The organism is Labrenzia sp. PHM005 (assembly GCF_006517275.1).
Taxonomy (GTDB): Bacteria; Pseudomonadota; Alphaproteobacteria; order Rhizobiales; family Stappiaceae; genus Roseibium.
In genome coordinates, this window is sequence record NZ_CP041191.1 from 4,661,507 (window position 1) to 4,679,619 (window position 18,113).

At 56.7% G+C, this 18,113-nt stretch carries 12 protein-coding genes and 1 tRNA gene; 9 read left to right on the forward strand and 4 right to left on the reverse strand.

Features of this window, described 5'->3' with window-relative positions:
* Nucleotide 1: 1 nt before the first annotated feature.
* Nucleotides 2-1,129 (reverse strand): COX15/CtaA family protein, encoded by a 1,128-nt coding sequence (locus FJ695_RS21075; RefSeq protein ID WP_141187271.1) that lies wholly within the window; start codon nt 1,127-1,129, stop codon nt 2-4.
* A 138-nt stretch (nt 1,130-1,267) separates the two neighbouring features.
* Here FJ695_RS21075 and FJ695_RS21080 point away from each other — a divergent pair, with 138 nt between their 5' ends.
* Nucleotides 1,268-1,483, forward strand: coding sequence for a DUF2842 domain-containing protein (locus FJ695_RS21080; RefSeq protein ID WP_141187272.1), 216 nt, complete (start codon nt 1,268-1,270; stop codon nt 1,481-1,483).
* Here the strand turns inward: FJ695_RS21080 and FJ695_RS21085 are convergent.
* The gene (locus FJ695_RS21085; protein ID WP_141187273.1) at nt 1,480-2,568 is read right to left on the reverse strand and encodes a polysaccharide deacetylase family protein; all 1,089 of its coding nucleotides are present in this window, start codon (nt 2,566-2,568) and stop codon (nt 1,480-1,482) included. The genes FJ695_RS21080 and FJ695_RS21085 overlap by 4 nt on opposite strands.
* A gap of 108 nt (nt 2,569-2,676) precedes the next feature.
* Here FJ695_RS21085 and FJ695_RS21090 point away from each other — a divergent pair, with 108 nt between their 5' ends.
* Nucleotides 2,677-3,918: a GNAT family N-acetyltransferase gene (locus FJ695_RS21090; protein ID WP_168206447.1), complete on the forward strand. Its 1,242-nt coding sequence runs from the start codon at nt 2,677-2,679 to the stop codon at nt 3,916-3,918.
* A 40-nt stretch (nt 3,919-3,958) separates the two neighbouring features.
* Here the strand turns inward: FJ695_RS21090 and FJ695_RS21095 are convergent, their stop codons facing one another.
* Complete coding sequence (locus tag FJ695_RS21095) at nt 3,959-6,331, reverse strand: exopolysaccharide transport family protein (protein WP_141187275.1); 2,373 nt, start codon at nt 6,329-6,331, stop codon at nt 3,959-3,961.
* A gap of 196 nt (nt 6,332-6,527) precedes the next feature.
* On the opposite strand from FJ695_RS21095, the gene FJ695_RS21100 reads away from it, so the two are divergent.
* The 5 genes from FJ695_RS21100 to FJ695_RS21120 all read left to right on the forward strand — a co-directional run bounded on the left by FJ695_RS21100 (nt 6,528) and on the right by FJ695_RS21120 (nt 11,485).
* Nucleotides 6,528-7,085, forward strand: coding sequence for a polysaccharide biosynthesis/export family protein (locus FJ695_RS21100; RefSeq protein ID WP_141187276.1), 558 nt, complete (start codon nt 6,528-6,530; stop codon nt 7,083-7,085).
* Between the two features lie 105 nt (nt 7,086-7,190).
* A complete protein-coding gene (locus FJ695_RS21105) occupies nt 7,191-8,420 on the forward strand; it encodes a glycosyltransferase family 4 protein (RefSeq protein ID WP_168206448.1) in 1,230 nt (409 codons plus the stop codon).
* Nucleotides 8,420-10,027: an undecaprenyl-phosphate glucose phosphotransferase gene (locus FJ695_RS21110; RefSeq protein WP_141187277.1), complete on the forward strand. Its 1,608-nt coding sequence runs from the start codon at nt 8,420-8,422 to the stop codon at nt 10,025-10,027. The genes FJ695_RS21105 and FJ695_RS21110 overlap by 1 nt, the downstream gene beginning before the upstream one ends.
* Nucleotides 10,024-11,292 carry an O-antigen ligase gene (locus tag FJ695_RS21115; protein WP_141187278.1) on the forward strand — a complete coding sequence of 423 codons (1,269 nt, stop codon included), beginning with the start codon at nt 10,024-10,026 and terminating at the stop codon, nt 11,290-11,292. Before FJ695_RS21110 ends, FJ695_RS21115 begins: the two co-directional genes overlap by 4 nt.
* 116 nt (nt 11,293-11,408) lie before the next feature.
* Nucleotides 11,409-11,485: transfer RNA gene (locus FJ695_RS21120), tRNA-Pro, on the forward strand.
* 66 nt (nt 11,486-11,551) lie between these two features.
* On the opposite strand, the gene FJ695_RS28420 is transcribed toward FJ695_RS21120, so the two are convergent.
* Nucleotides 11,552-11,683 (reverse strand): hypothetical protein, encoded by a 132-nt coding sequence (locus tag FJ695_RS28420; RefSeq protein WP_256370131.1) that lies wholly within the window; start codon nt 11,681-11,683, stop codon nt 11,552-11,554.
* Nucleotides 11,684-12,725: 1,042 nt separating this feature from the next.
* On the opposite strand from FJ695_RS28420, the gene FJ695_RS21125 reads away from it, so the two are divergent.
* Complete coding sequence (locus tag FJ695_RS21125; RefSeq protein ID WP_141187279.1) at nt 12,726-14,915, forward strand: efflux RND transporter periplasmic adaptor subunit; 2,190 nt, start codon at nt 12,726-12,728, stop codon at nt 14,913-14,915.
* The gene (locus tag FJ695_RS21130; RefSeq protein ID WP_141187280.1) at nt 14,915-18,094 is read left to right on the forward strand and encodes an efflux RND transporter permease subunit; all 3,180 of its coding nucleotides are present in this window, start codon (nt 14,915-14,917) and stop codon (nt 18,092-18,094) included. Before FJ695_RS21125 ends, FJ695_RS21130 begins: the two co-directional genes overlap by 1 nt.
* Nucleotides 18,095-18,113: the final 19 nt, after the last annotated feature.

Below are 18,113 nucleotides of genomic sequence, written 5' to 3' on the forward strand. Positions count from 1 at the left end.
TCTACACCCGCACTGGGTACTCCCCCTTTAATGCCACCAAATAGTCGACGGCGGCGGCCAGAACAAAAACAGCAAACCCTTGGTGAACCAAAGCGACACCGAGCTGATGCATGGAGAGGTCGCCGGTGAACGCGCCAAATCCAAGCAGCGTTCCAATTCCGAAGACCATCTGCAGGACAACAAAAGCCGCCAGGTGGAACGCCGGCAGGCGCACGCGCTTGGCCTTTGTCTCCGAACACGTCCGCCAGACAAGAACTACGGCCAACGCGACTAGAAGATAGGCTGCCATCCGGTGCTGGAACTGCACGGTCAGGATGTTTTCAAAGAAGTTCAGCCACAGCGGTGTTTCCGACAAGAGACCGGTTGGAATGAACTGCCCGTCCATCAACGGCCAGGTGTTGTAGGTGAACCCAGCATTGAGACCGGCTACTAGCCCGCCGAAGAACAGCTGGACAAAAAGGGCTGCCATAAAAACCCAGCCGAGCGGCAGCAAAGCAGTGCTTGTGTGTTTTGGCGGGGCGTCATGAGGTGCAAGCCGCCGCGCGATCCAGAACAAATACGCAAAGATGATCAGCGCCAGCGTCAAATGCGTCGCCAGCCGGTACTGGCTAACATCGACGCGGTCCACCAGGCCGGACGCCACCATCCACCAGCCGACAAATCCTTGAAGCCCGCCGAGTGCAAGACCAACCACCAGGCGCGGTTTCAACCAGGGCTCAATCCGGCCCGCGGCCCAAAACGCCACCATCGGCACAAAAAACGCAATGCCAATGAAGCGGCCGAGCAGCCTGTGCCCCCACTCCCACCAGAAGATGAACTTGAACTCGTCCAGACTCATGCCCTTGTTGATCAGCTGGTATTCCGGGATCTGCTGGTATTTTTCGAATTCTTCCTGCCAATCGGCATCCGACAACGGCGGAATAGCACCGTGGATCGGCTTCCATTCGGTGATTGACAGTCCTGACTCGGTGAGGCGGGTCGCCCCGCCCACGACAACCATGACCAGGATCAAGAAACAAACCGCATAGAGCCACCACCTGATCATCGTCCGGCTGCTGTGAATGCGCGCTTGTTCTTTCGATCCGAAATTCTGACCGGCAGCCTGAAGGCTATCCGTGGACACTGTCATTGCCCGCTTTCTCCGAATTTTTCTAAACTGGTTTGACCTTTGGTACGGGGAGATATAGGTGCGGAGGGAAAGCGGCAAGCCTTAGCGGCTCAGTCGCGGCAAATCATCGCTTTTAAGTCCCTACCGCACGGATCACACATGGTTCCCTCGTTCCGCAAATTCTTCGGCATGGTTGTGCTGGTCATCTTCGTTGTCGTTTATGCCTTCCTGGCAATGGTGATCGGCGACATGACTTTGCAGCAAGCATCGAACCTCGTGAGATTCGGCTATTTCGCTGTTGCCGGCCTTTTATGGGTCGTTCCGGCAGGCGCAATCATTTGGTGGATGGAACGCGGCGGAAAGAAGAACTCTTAAGTCCGTGCTTTTGTCCGGTCTCTCAATCCGAAACCTGAAGACAGCCAACTGGCTGCGTTATAAAGGGCAAAGGGGGCTCCGGTCAGATACTGATCAATGATTGCCGGATCCTGATAACAGCCGTTCAGCGACACCCGCGGTAACAGCATCAAGTCGCGCGCATTCGCCGACTGCAGGATCCCTGGAAAAGTCGTGACTGCGGATGCAAATCCGTTGGCGCGCGCAATTTCGGCCGCGCCTTCATTTACTGCATTCGGTTTGCCGTAAGGATAAGCAAAGTGCTTTGGCCGCTGGCCGAGTTCATCTTCAAGCCTTTGCAAGCCTTTATCGATGTCCGCGCGAGCAAGATCCGGTTCAAGCCGGGCCAGGGCAAAATGGTCATGAGTGTGGGCCCCAATTGTCACGAGCGGATCTGAGGCGAGTTGCCGGACCTCATCCCAGGTCATCATTTCCCGGTCAGCAAGATCTTGAAGATCAACCCCGTAGCGATCAGCCAACGCTCTGATAATCGCACGTTGTTCCTGCTCACTGGCCTCAAGCGTCAGATAGTCTGTGAGCTTGTTAAAGCACGTACATTTTTCGTCCGCTGTCCGGCAAGAAATCCCCTCTCGGGCACCGTCTTCAGAGAACACAATCTCATCTTGGCTGCCGATCATCAGCTCCAGCGCTTCCCACCAGAGCTCTGTGGTCCGATCAATCAATCCGCTGGCGACAAACACCGTAAACGGCGCCTGCAGTCCTTTCAGAACCGGATAGGCAACGTCCAAATTGTCTCTATAGCCATCGTCGAAGGTCAAGACCGCATACCGCTTTCGTCCGTAGCCGGACTTCAACAGGTCCACGGCCTCATCAAGCGCCAGGATTTCATAGCCATTGGCGCGGATCCGCTCGACCGTCAGCCGTAGAAACTCAGGTGTGATTTCCAGATGACGGTTGGGCTGAAACGCACCGTCCCGCTCCGGGCGGACGTGGTGCAACATGAATACAGCGCCGCAGCCTTGCGTCATGGGCGCCAGAAGCCGGCTTAAACCCGTTTTCTGCAATATCCCAAACGCGCTCGAAAACGCTTTGTAGCGAATGCTCATCTGGCGAAAGGCCCCAACTCTAGAAAGTAATCCAATAACGCACGTTTTCTTTAATAATTATTGATATTTCTAGCGAGAGTTTAGTTCGTATTGAGTGTGAGTCCCTCCGTGTCCGCTGGCTTTTCCCTTGCCGAAAAACCCTCAGAAGTTTCCGTCAGGTCCGATGACATATCTGTGGACGTTCAGAACCAGCACCCTGTGACGACGACTGCAATCGATCTGCAACTGGTTACCGGTTTCGACCAGGCCGCCGAGGACTGGCAACAGCTTTATGAAACCGGATACGCAACGCCATACCAAAGCCGGACATGGTGCCAAGCCTATCTGGAAACGCTTGGCCGGGAGAATGATAACCAGCCGCTAATCGCCGTCGCACGTCAAGCGGGCCAGCCTGTCCTGCTGCTGCCCCTCTTATTAAAGAAGAAGGCGGGGTTTTGTTTTTTGAGTTTCTTAGGTGCCGGCATCGGCAATCAGAACACAGGACTTTGGGACCGAGCGTTTTATGACACTGTTCAAAGCGGCACGATCCAAGATCTCCTTGACCGGATCTGCAGGGCCGCAAAGGCTGATTGTCTCGCATTACAAAATGTCCCGGTCTCGTGGCACGGCCAAAAACATCCTCTTTGCCTGGACAATGCCCAGCCCAGCCCAAGTCCGGTTTTCCGGGGCAATGTCGACAGCGATTTTCAGACGCTTTTTGCTGACACCCATAGCAAGTCCGCCCGCAAAAACCTGACGCGCAAACGGCGGCATCTTCAGGACGCCGGTGACTATGAGTTTGGCCGATGCTCTCAAAAAGAAGAGATTGAAGCCGGGCTCGTGGCATTCTTATCGCAACGCGAAGCCCGTGCCCGGATCACCGGTATCCCGAATGCTTTTTCCGATAAGACAGCGCAGGCATTTTTGAGACATGCCGTAGGTCTTGAAAGGCATGTTGCAGGTACCAATCCTCCGCTTCAAATCTGGACCTTGAAAGTCAGCGGGAAAATACGCGCCACATATTTGTGCGGGCGCCATCAGGACACACTTTACGCCTACAGCAACAGTGTCGCCCATGACGAACTGCTGAAAAACAGTCCAGGGCTGGTTTTGATCCGGGAGATCATTGAAGAGATCTGTGCAGATCCTGACACGACTGTTTTGGATCTCGGCGTCGGAGAAGAAAAGTACAAAACCGGCTGGACATCGCCGGAAGCGCTTTGCGACGGCCTTCTGCCGATCACTGTCAAAGGCCAGATCTTCTCAAAAGCACTGTCTGCAAAAACCCGGCTGAAATCAGCAATCCGGAACTCTGATCGCCTGTGGCCGCTGGTGAAGAAACTCCGGCAATGGCGGGCGCCGGATAAATAGCCCCGCCCTCTCCATTTTCTCAAATTGGACCGATCACCGTTTAGGCAGCATGGCCATCACCGTTGCGCTGCGGCCCTGCACCCGGGTCTCCAGCTACAACGATTTCCACTGAAGCGCCAGTATTGTGGGCAAGAAGGTTTGCCGCGCTTTCCAGTTCATGACTGTGATCCGGCGCACTGGCTGCGATCAACACCCGGTCAGCAAAGCTGAGCATCCGGGCGCTCGCCAGCGTTCCATCGATCGCGCCAAGGTCAACCACGACAGTTTCATAGGTTGACTGGATCGCATCCAAAGCCAGTTTAAACCGGTCGGAGCGGACCATCTCATCGGTAATTGCCAGGCGTCCAGCTTCAATAATATGCGCCTTTGAGCCGGCATCCCGGTAAACAACCTTCGCAAATGGCGCTTTGCCGGCGACAATGTCGGCGAAGCCTTCTGCAGCCCGGGTATCTTCCTGCTCCGGGAAGACTTCCATAAAGAGGGCCGTGTCCCCTTCCCCCGCAGCTTTACGTGCCAGATCAAAGGCCAATTGGTGTGACAGATCCGGCTCATCTACACTCAAAACAACGATCCGCCCCTCGGCCGCAACGTCAGATGCTGCCAATGCATCAGGCGCAGCTGGTTTTGCCTTGCGGCGTGCAGGACGCGGAGAAACCGGTGTCTCCTCCACATCATCTTGTCCAGAACGCAAAGTTCCAAGCCAGTCCGGCGACACATCTTGATCGTAAGCGGCACCACGTTTCCCGCGAAGTGTTTTACGGCGGGGAGCGGGCTCTGCAGGGACTTCTTCTTCAATAGGTTCCGGTTCGTATTCCGGCTCTTCGATTTCATTTGGAGTGTCTTCAACCTCCTCAGGGCTGTTGAGATCACCAATTTTGTTGTCGAATTTGTAGCCCTGATACCCAGTTTGGTAACTCGGGCCCCATGTGAAGGACCCGCTTGTGTCTTTAGCAGGAGGAACGGGCATCTCCGCTGTATCCGGACGCATTGTCCCTTGAGGTTTGCCGGTTGAATAAAGGACCCGGCCGCTCAACAACTCACGCATAACGACATAAGCGCAGCCGAGAATAAAGGTCATCAACGCTGCTACAATTGTGCTCGGAACAACTTTCGGAGAAAACGGTTCAACTGGAACATTCGCCCGGGATACGATACGCGCATCTGCCGGTAGAATCTGCGCCCTCAAGCGGGTGTCGGCTTCCTGAAAGCTGAGCAACAGTTGATCAAGCTGGGCCGCTTTGGCATCGGCTTCCCGCTCCAATTCGCTGAGGCGCGCCTGATCGGCGTTGGATTTAGCTGCCGCTACTTTCAGGTCTTCTAAGCGCCGTCCGAGCGCGAGTGCCTGTTGGTTGGCGACCCGGGCATCGTTTTCCAAGCCCTGCAAAATTTTGCGTGCTTCAGAGCGAATCTGCCTGTCATAGTCGTTCAGCTGCGATTGCAGTGCCTTGATTTGCGGATGGTTCGGCAACAGCGTAATAGACAGTTCCGCAATATTGGACTGAATTTCCACCTGTCGTTCACGCAGCCGCTGAATGAGCTGCGAGTTCAGAACATCACTCGCAGTTTCCAGAGATCCGCCTGAATTCAGAAGTTCGCGGATCAGCTCCGCCTTTGCCTGAGCTTCAGCTTTGGTGGCTTGAGCTGCAGAATAATCGCTGCTGGTGTCTGCCAGTTGCTGCTGATTAAGTGGAATGTTATCTGCGCCAATCAAAAGATCGGCCCGCGCCCGGAAATCTGCTACGGCCTGCCGGGCCGATTGAACGTCCTTGCGCAGTTCGACAATCTGCGGCTCCAGCGCTGCAGACGTCATTTCGGTCGACTGACGCTTGGCGCTGGATTGCAGAGCGAGAAACTCGTCGACAATTGTATTAGCCACCTCGGCCGCCAAAAGCGGATCTTCTGCCGCATAGTCGACCGCAATCACCCGGGATTCATCCAAGCGATAAACGTCCAGGTTTTCAAAATAGTGCTTGAGCACCCGTTCTTCTGCGGTATCGCCCGCGGGACCGCGATCAAAACCAGCGACTGACAGCAACTTTCCAACAAGAGACTGCCCACCGCGCGCGCCAAATTCAGGAACCGCGGCTAAATCCATCTTGCGTGCGACTTTGCGCGCGAGATCCGTTGCCATCAATAGTTGGATCTGACTGGCAACCCCTTCGGAATCAAGAAGCGCCCGTTCCCCTTCAACACCCCGGTTGCCGCCCGGAATATTGATATCCGTGCTCTCAATTAGGATCCTGGCCTCGCCCTTGTATTTCGGCGCGACGAATTGAAGCGCGAAAAACACGCCAAATGCGACGATCAACGTTAAGGGTAATAACCACCCCATGGCACGGCCCAAGGCACGGAACAATCCGCCAAGATCAAGCGCCATATCATCGTCTGAAAGGGTCTGCCGCCCAGAATCCATGTTTCTATTCTCCAGATATACGGCGGATTATGTCCAGTTATGGTAAGCGTTCGGTTAAGCACCCAAAATACAGATCGTGCTGCCTGTTAATTTTTGCATACGCACATTTTACAGGTCAGATTATTTCTCCAACCGCTCTTCACTCTCAATTAACCATAGCTTGCGATCCTCTCCCAGAATTGTAGGAGAGTCGTTGATGCGAATGAGAGCGCTACTTGTTCCGGCATTGTGCCTGGGCCTGGCTGCGTGTAGCGGGTACCGGCAGCCGCCGACTGCGTTTCATGAAACTTTGACCCAGCCGTACCGTCTGGATTCCAGCGACCGGCTGCGCATCATTGTGTTTGGCCAGGACGATCTCTCAAACACCTATGTTATTGATCAGGCTGGATATATTTCATTCCCACTGGTTGGTAGTGTTGCTGCTCGCGGAAAAACCCAGCAAGGTCTGGCCGCCGAAATTTCTGCCAAACTTCGCCAGGGGTATATTCGCGATCCTGATGTATCGGTTGAAGTTGACACCTACCGTCCCGTCTTCGTCATGGGCGAAGTGCAAAACGCAGGCCAATATAACTATGTCGCCGGCATGACTGTGCAGAACGCCATTGCGACCGCGGGCGGATTCAGCTCTCGCGCCCGCCAGGAAGATGTGGATATCACCCGTCAGATAAACGGTGAAATTCTAAACGGCCGCGTTCCGATTTCGGATCCTGTCCGTCCTGGGGACACAATTTACGTCCGGGAACGGTATTTCTAACAAGTCCTGAATTAACCGAGGACTCATCTCCCTTTGTTAGGGTGCACCTTGTCAGCTGAACGGGCTCAAAAAGAAGCCTGAAAGCACAAACAGGGAATTTGCACCATGACAACGCCTCCCATGCGGATCGTGCATTGCGTCCGCGCGCCGGTCGGCGGAATATTCCGTCACGTTAGAGATTTGGCCCGCTGCCAAGAGCAGGCAGGCCATAAAGTCGGTCTGATTTGCGACAGCACGACCGGCGGCGCTTTTGAAGACGCACAGATTGAAGAGCTGCGTGCCGATTTGTCTTTGGGCCTCAGCCGTTTTCCAATGCGCCGCCAGCTGACACTTCAGGATATCTCAGCGACACTCGCCCTTTACCGGCACATAAGGGATTTGAAGCCGACGGTTCTACATGGTCATGGCGCAAAAGGTGGCGCCTATGCCCGGTTGATCGGCACTTATCTCGGCCTGCGCGGTCAAAAGACGGCCCGTATCTATTCTCCGCATGGCGGCAGCCTTCATTATCACCCGCACCGCCTCGAGGGCCGGGTCTACCATACCATTGAGAGCACACTGGGCCGGATCACGGACGGGTTGGTTTTCGTCTCCGATTACGAGAGTGCTGCCTATGAAACCAAAATCGGCACGCCAAAGGCGATTAACCGGATCGTTTACAACGGCTTGGCACCTCAAGACTTTGAGCCGGTGGTTGCCAATCCGGATGCTGCGGATTTTGTCTTTATCGGAATGCTGCGCGATCTGAAGGGGCCGGACCTCTTCATAGAAGCAATTTACAATTTGCGCCTTAAGCGCGGCGAAGCACCAACCGCGGTAATTGTTGGTGACGGACCTGATGAAGCGCGCTACCGGGAAATGGTCGAAAAGCTCGGCTTAAGCGGTTCTGTGACATTCACCGGCCCCATGAAAGCCCGCGAAGCTTTCAAGCTTGCAAAGACCGTGGTGATCCCATCCCGGGCGGAGGCCATGCCGTATATAATCCTGGAAACCGTAGCTGCGCAGCGTCCGTTGATCGCGACCCGCGCCGGCGGGATTCCTGAGATTTTTGGCCGGTTCGCCAACCGTTTGATCGAACCAGGTCATATCAGCCAATTGACACTGACCATGGAAGACGCGCTGGACAATCCAGAGCGCAAAGCGGCCGAAGCTGCCGAAATGCGTCCGTGTCTTGCCGAAACCTTCTCGGTTGAACTGATGACCGACCGGATCAACGCTGTGTACATGGAAGCAATGGGGCTTGCCCCAGCTGAGGCTCCGGCACAGCGGACAACGGCCAGCACCCGCCAGTCTTCAACCATATCTTCCGTCTATGCGAGATCGAGCCAGCGATAATGACCGAACCCGCGTATAAAATGACAGACCAAGGCAGCGCTGCGACCGCCGGTAATGGGCAGCAAGGTGTCAGAAGCCACCTTGAGAACCGGCTGCGGCGCTCGCCATTGGCTGCAATGGAAGCCGCGCAAGCCAATTTGGCCGAAGTTGCAAACAACGGGCTATCGCTTGATGCGCTCGACATTGCGCAAAGCCTGGGCAACAAGGGTATTTCCGTTCCAGTCCTCGGCGGTATGCTCCGCCTGATCGATGTTGCGATCATCCTGACAGCAGGCGCGACAGCTCTTCTTACCGGACCTGGAGCCGGTGTTGCTTCGAGCGCGCATTTTATTGCCGCTGGATTGGCCGTTCTGTTTACGCTTGCCTTCTTTCAGGCCTCTGATGTTTATCAGGTGCCGGTCATGCGCCAGCGCCTCTCCCAGATTGGCCGGGTTTCTGCCGGCTGGACACTCGTCTTTGCCATGTTTGCCGTTCTGCGCACAGCGACCGGCTTTGGCGCCGGCGTTTCCGACGCCTGGATTGGCGCTTGGTACGCGCTTGGCCTTGTCGGGCTTTGCCTGACACGACTTGTGTTGGCACAAATGGTGCGCCGCTGGACAAAATCCGGCAGCTTGGAGCGGCGGGCAATCATTGTCGGCGGCGGTACGGCTGCACAGGAGCTGATCCACGACCTGGAAGCTCAGTCGGACAATGACATCCGGATTTGCGGCATCTTCGATGATCGCTCTAACGAACGCTCGCCAGCTGTTGTTGCCGGTTATCCGAAGCTCGGCAACATCAGCGCACTGGTCGAATTTGCGCGCCTTGCCCGGATTGACATGCTGATCGTCTGCATTCCCTTGCGCGCCGAAAAACGGGTTCTGGAGCTTTTGAAAAAGCTTTGGATCTTGCCGGTGGACATTCGCCTGTCCGCACATACCGATAAGGTTCGCTTCCGTGACCGCGGCACCTCTTTCATCGGCACCGTTCCTTTCGTAGATGTCGCTGAAAAACCAATCGCTGACTGGGATATGGTGGCCAAACGGATCTTCGACCTGGTGTTTTCCGTAATTGCGATCGTCTGCTTGTTCCCGGTCATGATCGCAACCGTCATCGCGATCAAGCTAGACAGCAAGGGACCAGTGCTCTTCCGTCAGAAGCGCTATGGTTTCAACAATGAAATTATCGACGTTCTGAAATTCCGGTCCATGTATACGGATATGGCAGACCCGGACGCGAAAAAGGTTGTGACAAAGGGTGATCCGCGCGTAACCCCTGTTGGCCGGTTTATCCGCAAGAGCTCCATTGATGAGCTGCCGCAACTGTTCAACGTTCTCGCAGGCAGCCTCTCGCTGGTCGGTCCGCGTCCGCATGCAGTCAATGCGCATACCGATAACAAGACCTGGGACGATGTGGTTGACGGCTATTTCGCCCGCCACAAGGTCAAGCCCGGTGTCACCGGATGGGCCCAGATCAACGGCTGGCGCGGCGAAGTGGACACACCGGAAAAGATCCAGAAGCGCGTCGAGTGCGATGTTTATTATATCGAGAACTGGTCGGTCTTGTTTGATCTGAAGATCTTGTTCCTGACACCGCTCAAACTTCTGAACACGGAGAACGCCTATTGACCGTCTGGGCCGACCATGATGGCGGTGCGCTTCCTGCACCGCCCTCTTTTGGCCTCTCAGTCAGGTCACTGGGCAATGGCGCCCTGTGGCTGGCGGCTTTTTTGTCCGGTTTCGTGATCGAAGAGCCGGCGCCTTACGAACTCTACATGGTGATGCTGACGATCATCTGGCTCGCCTGCGGCTTGAAACTGCGCCGCGAGTTTGCCCCGCTGATCATCCTGATGATGGTGTTCATCGCCGGTGGTCTCGGTTCCACGCCGTTTGCCCGGAATTTCGGCGATGCCTTCATGTATATGGCCGTTTCCGGATTTCTGGGCCTGACAGCGATTTTCTATGCTGCAATCCTTGCAGAAACACCCGAGCGCAGCCGGATTATCGAGCACGGCTATATCGCGGGCGCGGTGATCGTCGCCCTCCTCGGTATAGCTGGTTATTTTCATCTGTTTCCAGGTGCGGAATATTTCACAAGGTTTGACCGGGCCCGGGGCACTTTTCAAGATCCCAACGTCTTTGGCCCCTTCCTGGTTCTGCCAACGCTCTTGTTGAGCCAAAGACTGTTGCTCGGTCCAATCCTGCGCAATCTGCATGTGCTTGTGCCGCTTGCCATCTTGGTGCTCGGGATTTTCTTGAGTTTTTCACGCGGTGCATGGGGCGTTCTATTTGCGTCCTTTTTGCTGCTCTACGTGATCCATCTGGTGACAGAACAAAACTCGGCCCGCCGCGGGCGGCTGGTTCTTATTGGGCTCGCCGGTGTGTTTTTAACAGCCATGCTTTTGGCCGTGGCGCTATCCATTGACACAGTCGCGGATATGTTTGCGCAGCGCGCCCGACTCGTTCAAGAGTATGACGGTGGCCGGATCGGCCGGTTTGCACGTTATGCCCTCGGGTTCCAGATGGTGATGGAACATCCGCTCGGCCTTGGACCACTGGAGTTCAACAAGTATTTTCATGAAGATGAGCACAACGTCTATCTGAAAGGCTTCACCACCTATGGCTGGATCGGCGGCCTCGCCTACATTCTGCTGGCGATCTGGACGGTCGCGGCGTTTCTGCCGCTCGTTTTCAAGTCCCGTCCCTGGACACCGTTTGTCCGGGCCGTGTTTTCCGTCTTCATTGCCCATCTGATCTTGTCCGTCATCATCGACACCGATCACTGGCGGCACATGTATATGCTGTACGGCCTCGCCTGGGGACTGATTGCTGCGGATAAACTGGAACGGCGTGGCGTTTGGAGAATTGGGTCGGCGCCGTCCCCGACCCGCTGAGCCTCAAACATCCGGCAACAAAACCAAAAGAGACAAACACAGCTGGGCAAAACCGCTGCGGACCGCGCAACAAGCATCTTGCGCAGGCCTTTCGAACAAGTTAGGTAAGGCCTGTTCGGGCAGTAGCGCAGCCTGGTAGCGCACTTCACTGGGGGTGAAGGGGTCGTCGGTTCAAATCCGGCCTGCCCGACCAACAAAATCAATTAGTTACACGTGTTCCTAGATTTTGTTTGCAAAGAAATCGCAATGAAACCTCTTTTCATCGCGGCGCACCATGGCCTTCAATCGCAAAACATTCCCACACCAAGTTTCGGTCGGAACGATCTGGAGGAATGGCCACGGTCTTCTCCTGTACTGCTTTGACCGAGATATCGACAATCGAAACTTTCATCGCCTGATCACCTGCGTGACCTGCGACGTGTCTTCGCAGACGACGTGATCATCTTCCTCGTGGATGGCGCAAGGGGAATTGGCTTGCAGGAAGGTCAGGACAACTCTGATTTGGACCGAGATACGTTGCTTGGATCGTAGACCGCGTTGCCAGCGAATGGAAAACGCATCTCAAGTTACGCTCTTTCAATTCCTATACCGAGATTTGCGTTTTATAGGCAATGTATGGCGATCCTTTTTGAAACGCCGTTCTCTAGGTTTTCTATTCAATCCCTAGGACATACGTTACATATACGGACGCCGTGACCGGACTGCGCGCATGCACAACCTCAAACGGTTGGCCCAAAAAGCATTATTCCGGTCTCTGGGCGTCGCAGGATCTGGCAGGCCGCACTCTTCATGCCTTGTTAACGCTAAAAAATACGAGTGACTTGTTCGAAAATAATTTCCGTTTGATCAGAAATCGCAGAGAATCAGCAGTTTCCGGACGATTGTAGTCGTTATCACCCTGACGCGAAGTTCTTCGAGCACGGTGCCACCATCTGCCTCCCCTTGTATTTTCTGTTCGCTCGATTATATCGCCGTCGATGAGCAAAATCGCGCGACATTTCGGCAGGATCGCAGCGACGCTATTGGTGGCGTTCGCTTTGATTGCTGGTGCGCGCGCGCCAATGCAACACCAAATGGCTGGAGCTTCCGAGCCCACAACCGTCCAAGCCGGCATGACGTGTGAGAACATGGTCAAGCACGCTGCCGTCGAGATGCCAGGTGGCACACACGACCACGGGTCCTCAGGCAATGACAGATGTTGCGGAGGAATGCTTTGCGCAGGCTATACACTTGGCGGCATTGCTGGTGGTCTCATCCCAAATCTGCTTGCTTTGAGTTTTGCGCAGTCCCCACCTGATGCGCTTCAAGTGGCAGAAATCACCCTCCCAGAACGTCCTCCACGCGTCCTCTGAAACGCCATCTCGCGGAATACCGCGAGCTTTCGTTGTTGATTGGCCCATTGGCTTCCTGCCGATGGCAACTCAGAGGTTATCATGCGTGGACGCTATTCCGCGCTCAGCATCCTGGCCCTTGCCGCAGGCGTGGCAGGTGGGGTGTTTCTTGAGCGACTTTACTTAAATCCCGCCGGCGAAACTGCGTCCGGCGACACCGAAATCCTCTATTGGGTCGCCCCAATGGACCCGAATTTCCGCCAACCCAACCCCGGCAAGTCCCCCATGGGGATGGACCTCATCCCGGTCTACGCCGGCCAGGAACCATCCGGTGATCCGGCCGAGGTGCAACTGTCGGCCGCCGAAATCAATGCAATTGGCGTGCGAACCGCTTTGGCGCGGGTCGGCGAGATAACCCAGAAAATCGAAACGGTTGGATTTGCGGGGTACGACGAACACCTCACCAGTCATATTCACACCCGTGTAGACGGCTGGATCGAAATCCTGAACGTGCGGGCTGTCGGGGATCAGGTGAAAAAGGGCGAAATTCTTTTTGAGCTTTTCTCTCCCGAATTCGGGATTGCAAGTTTTGATTTCCTGCGGTCTCTGGAAAGCGGCACCGGCCTGTCGCTGGAAGCTGCCCGCAACAAGTTGCGCAGCCTTGGCGCTTCCGAAGCGCAGATTTCCGAAATAGAAAAATCCGGCGAGGTTGCCCGAAGCATCCAGGTTGTTGCCCCGCGTGATGGTGTGGTGATTGCCCTGAACGCAGCCGACGGCATGTTTCTGCAACCCGGCACCCAGGCAATGACCATCACCGATCTGGGCGAAGTCTGGCTGATTGTCGATGTCTTTGAGCGGGACATTGCCCGTTTGTCTGAAGATATGCGCGCCGTGGCAAGGTTCGAACACCTTCCGGGCCAGACGTTTGAAGGCGAAATTGATTACATCTATCCCGCACTCGATGCGCAAACACGAACTTTGCCGGTACGCCTCAGGTTCGACAATTCCGAAGGGCTCTTGCGGCCGAACATGTTCGGAAACGTCACGCTGGAGCCGAACACAACGCGGACAGCTGTCACGGTTCCCACCGAAGCGGTCATACGCACCGGAGCTGCGGAACGCGCGATCATCAAGGTCGGGGACGGAACCTTCAAACCCCGTTTGATCACCACCGGCCTACGTGACAATTTCGGCGAGGGCGGTCGAACCGAAGTTGTTCAAGGGTTGGCCCCGGGCGAAGAAGTCGTCGCCTCTGCCCAGTTCCTGATCGACAGCGAAAGTGCGCTCAATGCTGGTCTGATGCGGATGGCCCCGACCAATGAGGCGCCCGCGCGTGGTACCGGCGAGTTGATCGCCCTTGATCGCGCGGCTCGCATTGCAACCATTCGCCATGACGCGCTTGAGAGCGTCGATTGGCCGGCAATGACCTCCAGATTTCCCGTTGTGGCCAATATCTCCCTCGAGAAGTTGAGCGAAGGGCAACAGGTGGCCTTCCGCGCAGCTCGTGGTGCAGATGGCCTTCTTGGACTGATTGACCTGGGCAGCGATGACGGTGTTGCCGCAACCGGCACCGGCATGGTGCTCGCGGTGACCCCGAACGGAAAACTGAAGATGGATCATGGTCCGGTGCCCGAACTTGGCTGGCCGGCCATGCAGATGGATTTGGATGCTGCCGGTTTCGACGCAGCGGGAGTGCCGCTCAACGTCCCGGTCGAATTCGACCTTGCCAAGGATGAGAATGGCCTGTTCTCGATCGTTGCCGTCCGCCGGTCAGGCGCAGAGGAACCTGCCGCCGAAACCGACACAGACGAGCCACAGGTAGCAGCTGCCCCAATCGTGGTCAGCGGAACGATCGACGCCGTGGACATGCAGACCCGCAAGGCCACCATTACTCACGGGCCGATCGTTGAAACTGGCATGCCAGGCATGACGATGGATTTTGCCCTGGAGGACGGTGTTGATCCTGCGGCGCTGCCGGTCGGCACCGAGACCACCCTCACCTTCTCCCGGCCCGATGGCATGACCATGGTCCTGTCCAAGGCCGAGCCGGTTGCGCCTCCGATGGAAGTGCGTGGCACAATCAATGCCGTGGACGACACGGCCCGTTCCGCGAACATTTCCCACGGCCCGATGACAGATATCGGCATGCCCGGCATGACGATGGATTTCGGCATCGATGAGGCGCTCGACTTGTCCAGCCTGCCGGTCGCCGGGGAAGTCACGCTTCTGTTCCGCCGCAATCCCGACTTCACGCTGACGCTTGTCGGCATCCGGCATGAGGAGGGCATGTAATGATCAGCGCAATCATTCGGGCCTCGATCGCGAACCGGATCATCATGCTGGCGCTGGCCGCCATGATGGTTGTGGCCGGTATCTGGGCCGTGCGCGAGACACCGGTCGACGCCATTCCGGACCTGTCTGACGTACAGGTGATCGTGCGCACCCCTTATCCGGGTCAGGCGCCCCAGGTGGTAGAAGACCAGATCACTTTCCCCATGGCGACCGCCATGCTCGCGGTCCCTGGCGCCAGCGATGTCCGCGGCTTCTCCTTCTTCGGCGACAGCTATGTCTACATCGTCTTTGAAGACGGTACGGATCTCTACTGGGCGCGGACCCGCGTCCTGGAGTATCTCGGTCAAATCACCGCAAACCTGCCGGATGGCGTCTCCCCGCAACTCGGGCCCGATGCAACGGGTGTTGGCTGGATATACCAATACGCCCTGATCGACCGGACGGGCAATCACGACCTGTCTCAGCTCAGAGCCTTGCAAGACTGGTTCCTGAAGTATGAACTGCAAACCGTCGACGGGGTATCGGAAGTTGCCACCATCGGCGGCATGGTCAAGCAGTATCAGGTCGTCGTCGATCCAAACAAGCTCAGGGCCTATGACATCACCCTGGCGCAGATCCGCAATGCGATCCAAGCCGCCAACCGGGAGACCGGGGGCAGTGTTATCGAGATGGGCGAAGCGGAGTACATGGTCCGCTCCACCGGCTATGTCGATGAACTGGAAGATCTTGCAAAAGCCCCCTTGATGGTCAACGAGCGGGGCGCCGCCCTGACACTCGGCGATGTGGCGGATATCCGGCTTGGGCCGGAAATGCGCCGCGGGGTCGGCGAATTCGGCGGCGAAGGCGATGCGGTCGGCGGGGTCGTGATCCTGCGCTGGGGTGGCAACGCGCTGGCAACGATCAAGGCCGTCGAGGCCCGGATCGAAGAGCTGCGCAGCAGCTTGCCGGAAGGCGTGGAGATCGTCACGACCTATGACCGCTCCGGCGTGATCGAACGGGCCATCGACAACCTCCAGAAGAAACTGACGGAAGAGTTCATCGTCGTTGTTCTGGTTTGTGCCGCGTTCCTCCTGCACATTCGCTCGTCCCTGGTCATCCTGTTTTCCTTGCCGCTTGGCATTGCCGCCGCCTTCATCATCATGAAGCTGCAGGGTGTGAATGCGAACATCATGTCGCTCGGGGGCATCGCAATTGCCATTGGGGCGATGGTGGACGCGGCCATCGTCATGATCGAGGCGATGCACCGGCGCCTTGAAAACGAAAAGCTGACCAACGAGAACCGGTGGCGGATCGTTGGGGAATGCGCCTCGGAAGTCGGCCCTGCCCTGTTCTTTTCGCTGGCGATCATCACGGTCAGCTTCCTGCCGGTCTTTGTTCTGGAGAGCCAGGAAGGCCGGCTCTTCAAGCCATTGGCCTACACCAAAACCTACGCAATGGCGGCGGCCGCGATCCTGTCGATCACGCTCGTTCCGGTGCTGATGGGATACTTCGTCCGCGGGCGGATCCTGTCGGAGCAAAAGAACCCGCTCAACCGGATCGTGATCTGGATGTACCGGCCATTCCTGGATGCAGCTGTCGCCTGGCCTTGGGCAACGACCCTCCTGGCAGCTCTTCTGGTCGCCTCCATGTGGTGGCCGCTGCAGCGGATCGGCACCGAGTTCATGCCGGAGCTGAACGAGGGCGATTTCCTCTATATGCCAACGCTCTATCCAGGGGTTTCCATCGGCAAGGCACGGGAGGTGCTGCAACAGTCCGATCGCCTGATCGCAACGGTTCCGGAAGTCTTGACTGTTCACGGCAAGCTTGGGCGGGCTGAATCAGCCACCGACCCGGCCCCGCTGACAATGATCGAGACCACCATCCAGCTGAAGCCGCAGTCCGATTGGCGACCTGGCATGACCATGGACGGCATCCGCAACGAACTGGACAAGGCGGTTCAGATCCCGGGCGTCACAAATGTCTGGATCCAGCCAATCAAGAACCGGATCGACATGCTGGCGACCGGCATCAAGACCCCTGTCGGCGTCAAGATCACCGGGGCCGACCTGTCCGTCATCGAGAAGATCGGCATCGAAATCGAGGGCGTTGTCGGCGGAATTGACGGAACGGCCTCGGCCTATGCAGAGCGCCCCCAAGGTGGCCGGTTCATCGAGATCGATGTCAACCGGGAAGCCGCAGCACGTTTCATGATGAGCGTGCGAGACATTCAGGACGTTGTACAGACTGCAATCGGCGGCATGCAGGTGTCTGAATCCGTCGAAGGACTGGAGAGGTTTCCGATCAACCTGCGCTATCCGCAGGACTGGCGCAACAGCCCTGAACGCTTGCGCGAACTGCCTGTGGTCACCCCCTCCGGTGCGCACATCCCACTTGGAGCGCTTGCGGACATCAAGGTCGTGGATGGGCCGGGGATGATCCGATCGGAAAACGCCCGCCGCACCGGCTTCGTCTTCATAGACATCGCCGGGCGGGATCTTGGTGGCTATGTTGCCGAAGCCCGCAAGGTGGTGGCCGACAATGTCCAGCTGCCACCGGGGTACTCGATCGCCTGGTCAGGTCAGTACGAGTACATCCAGCGCATGCAGGAACGGCTCAAGCTGGTGGCTCCGGCAACTCTCCTGATCATCACCTTGATGCTGTTCATGGCGTTCAACCGCGTCATCGAGGTCGGGATCATCCTGGCAGCTCTTCCAGTCGCTCTGGCCGGTGGTGTATGGTTCCTGTGGCACTTGAATTTCGACATGTCGGTTGCCGTCATCGTCGGTTTCATCGCGCTGGCCGGCGTGGCTGTAGAGACTGCAATCGTGATGTTGCTCTACCTCAACCTTGCCTGGGAGAAGCGCAAACAGGTGGTCGCAACCGAGGGCCGCGAGATGACCCCGCAAGACGTTGAAGACGTCGTCTTCGAGGGCGCACTTCTTCGCGTGAGGCCAAAAGTGATGACCGTTGCAACGATCTTCGCCGGCCTAATCCCGATCATGTACGGGCAAGGCACCGGATCGGAAATCATGCAGCGGATTGCAGCGCCCATGGTCGGCGGAATGGCAACCGCCACCCTGCTGACGTTGTTCGTCATTCCTTCGATTTTCGTGATCTGGAAACGTTTCGCACTCACCCGTGTCAATCGCGAGCTGAGTGCGGACATCCGGGAAAATGGCACAGCCGTGCCTGCTGAATAACCCTTTGATCAAATCCTGT

Bases quoted from the DNA above. Each gene is read 5' to 3' on its own strand.
- FJ695_RS21075 (WP_141187271.1), bottom strand. From the start codon at position 1,129: ATGACAGTGTCCACGGATAGCCTTCAGGCTGCCGGTCAGAATTTCGGA.
- FJ695_RS21080 (WP_141187272.1), top strand. From the start codon at position 1,268: ATGGTTCCCTCGTTCCGCAAATTCTTCGGCATGGTTGTGCTGGTCATC.
- FJ695_RS21085 (WP_141187273.1), bottom strand. From the start codon at position 2,568: ATGAGCATTCGCTACAAAGCGTTTTCGAGCGCGTTTGGGATATTGCAG.
- FJ695_RS21095 (WP_141187275.1), bottom strand. From the start codon at position 6,331: ATGGATTCTGGGCGGCAGACCCTTTCAGACGATGATATGGCGCTTGAT.
- FJ695_RS21100 (WP_141187276.1), top strand. From the start codon at position 6,528: ATGCGAATGAGAGCGCTACTTGTTCCGGCATTGTGCCTGGGCCTGGCT.
- FJ695_RS21105 (WP_168206448.1), top strand. From the start codon at position 7,191: ATGACAACGCCTCCCATGCGGATCGTGCATTGCGTCCGCGCGCCGGTC.
- FJ695_RS21110 (WP_141187277.1), top strand. From the start codon at position 8,420: ATGACCGAACCCGCGTATAAAATGACAGACCAAGGCAGCGCTGCGACC.
- FJ695_RS28420 (WP_256370131.1), bottom strand. From the start codon at position 11,683: ATGAAAGTTTCGATTGTCGATATCTCGGTCAAAGCAGTACAGGAGAAG.
- FJ695_RS21125 (WP_141187279.1), top strand. From the start codon at position 12,726: ATGCGTGGACGCTATTCCGCGCTCAGCATCCTGGCCCTTGCCGCAGGC.
- FJ695_RS21130 (WP_141187280.1), top strand. From the start codon at position 14,915: ATGATCAGCGCAATCATTCGGGCCTCGATCGCGAACCGGATCATCATG.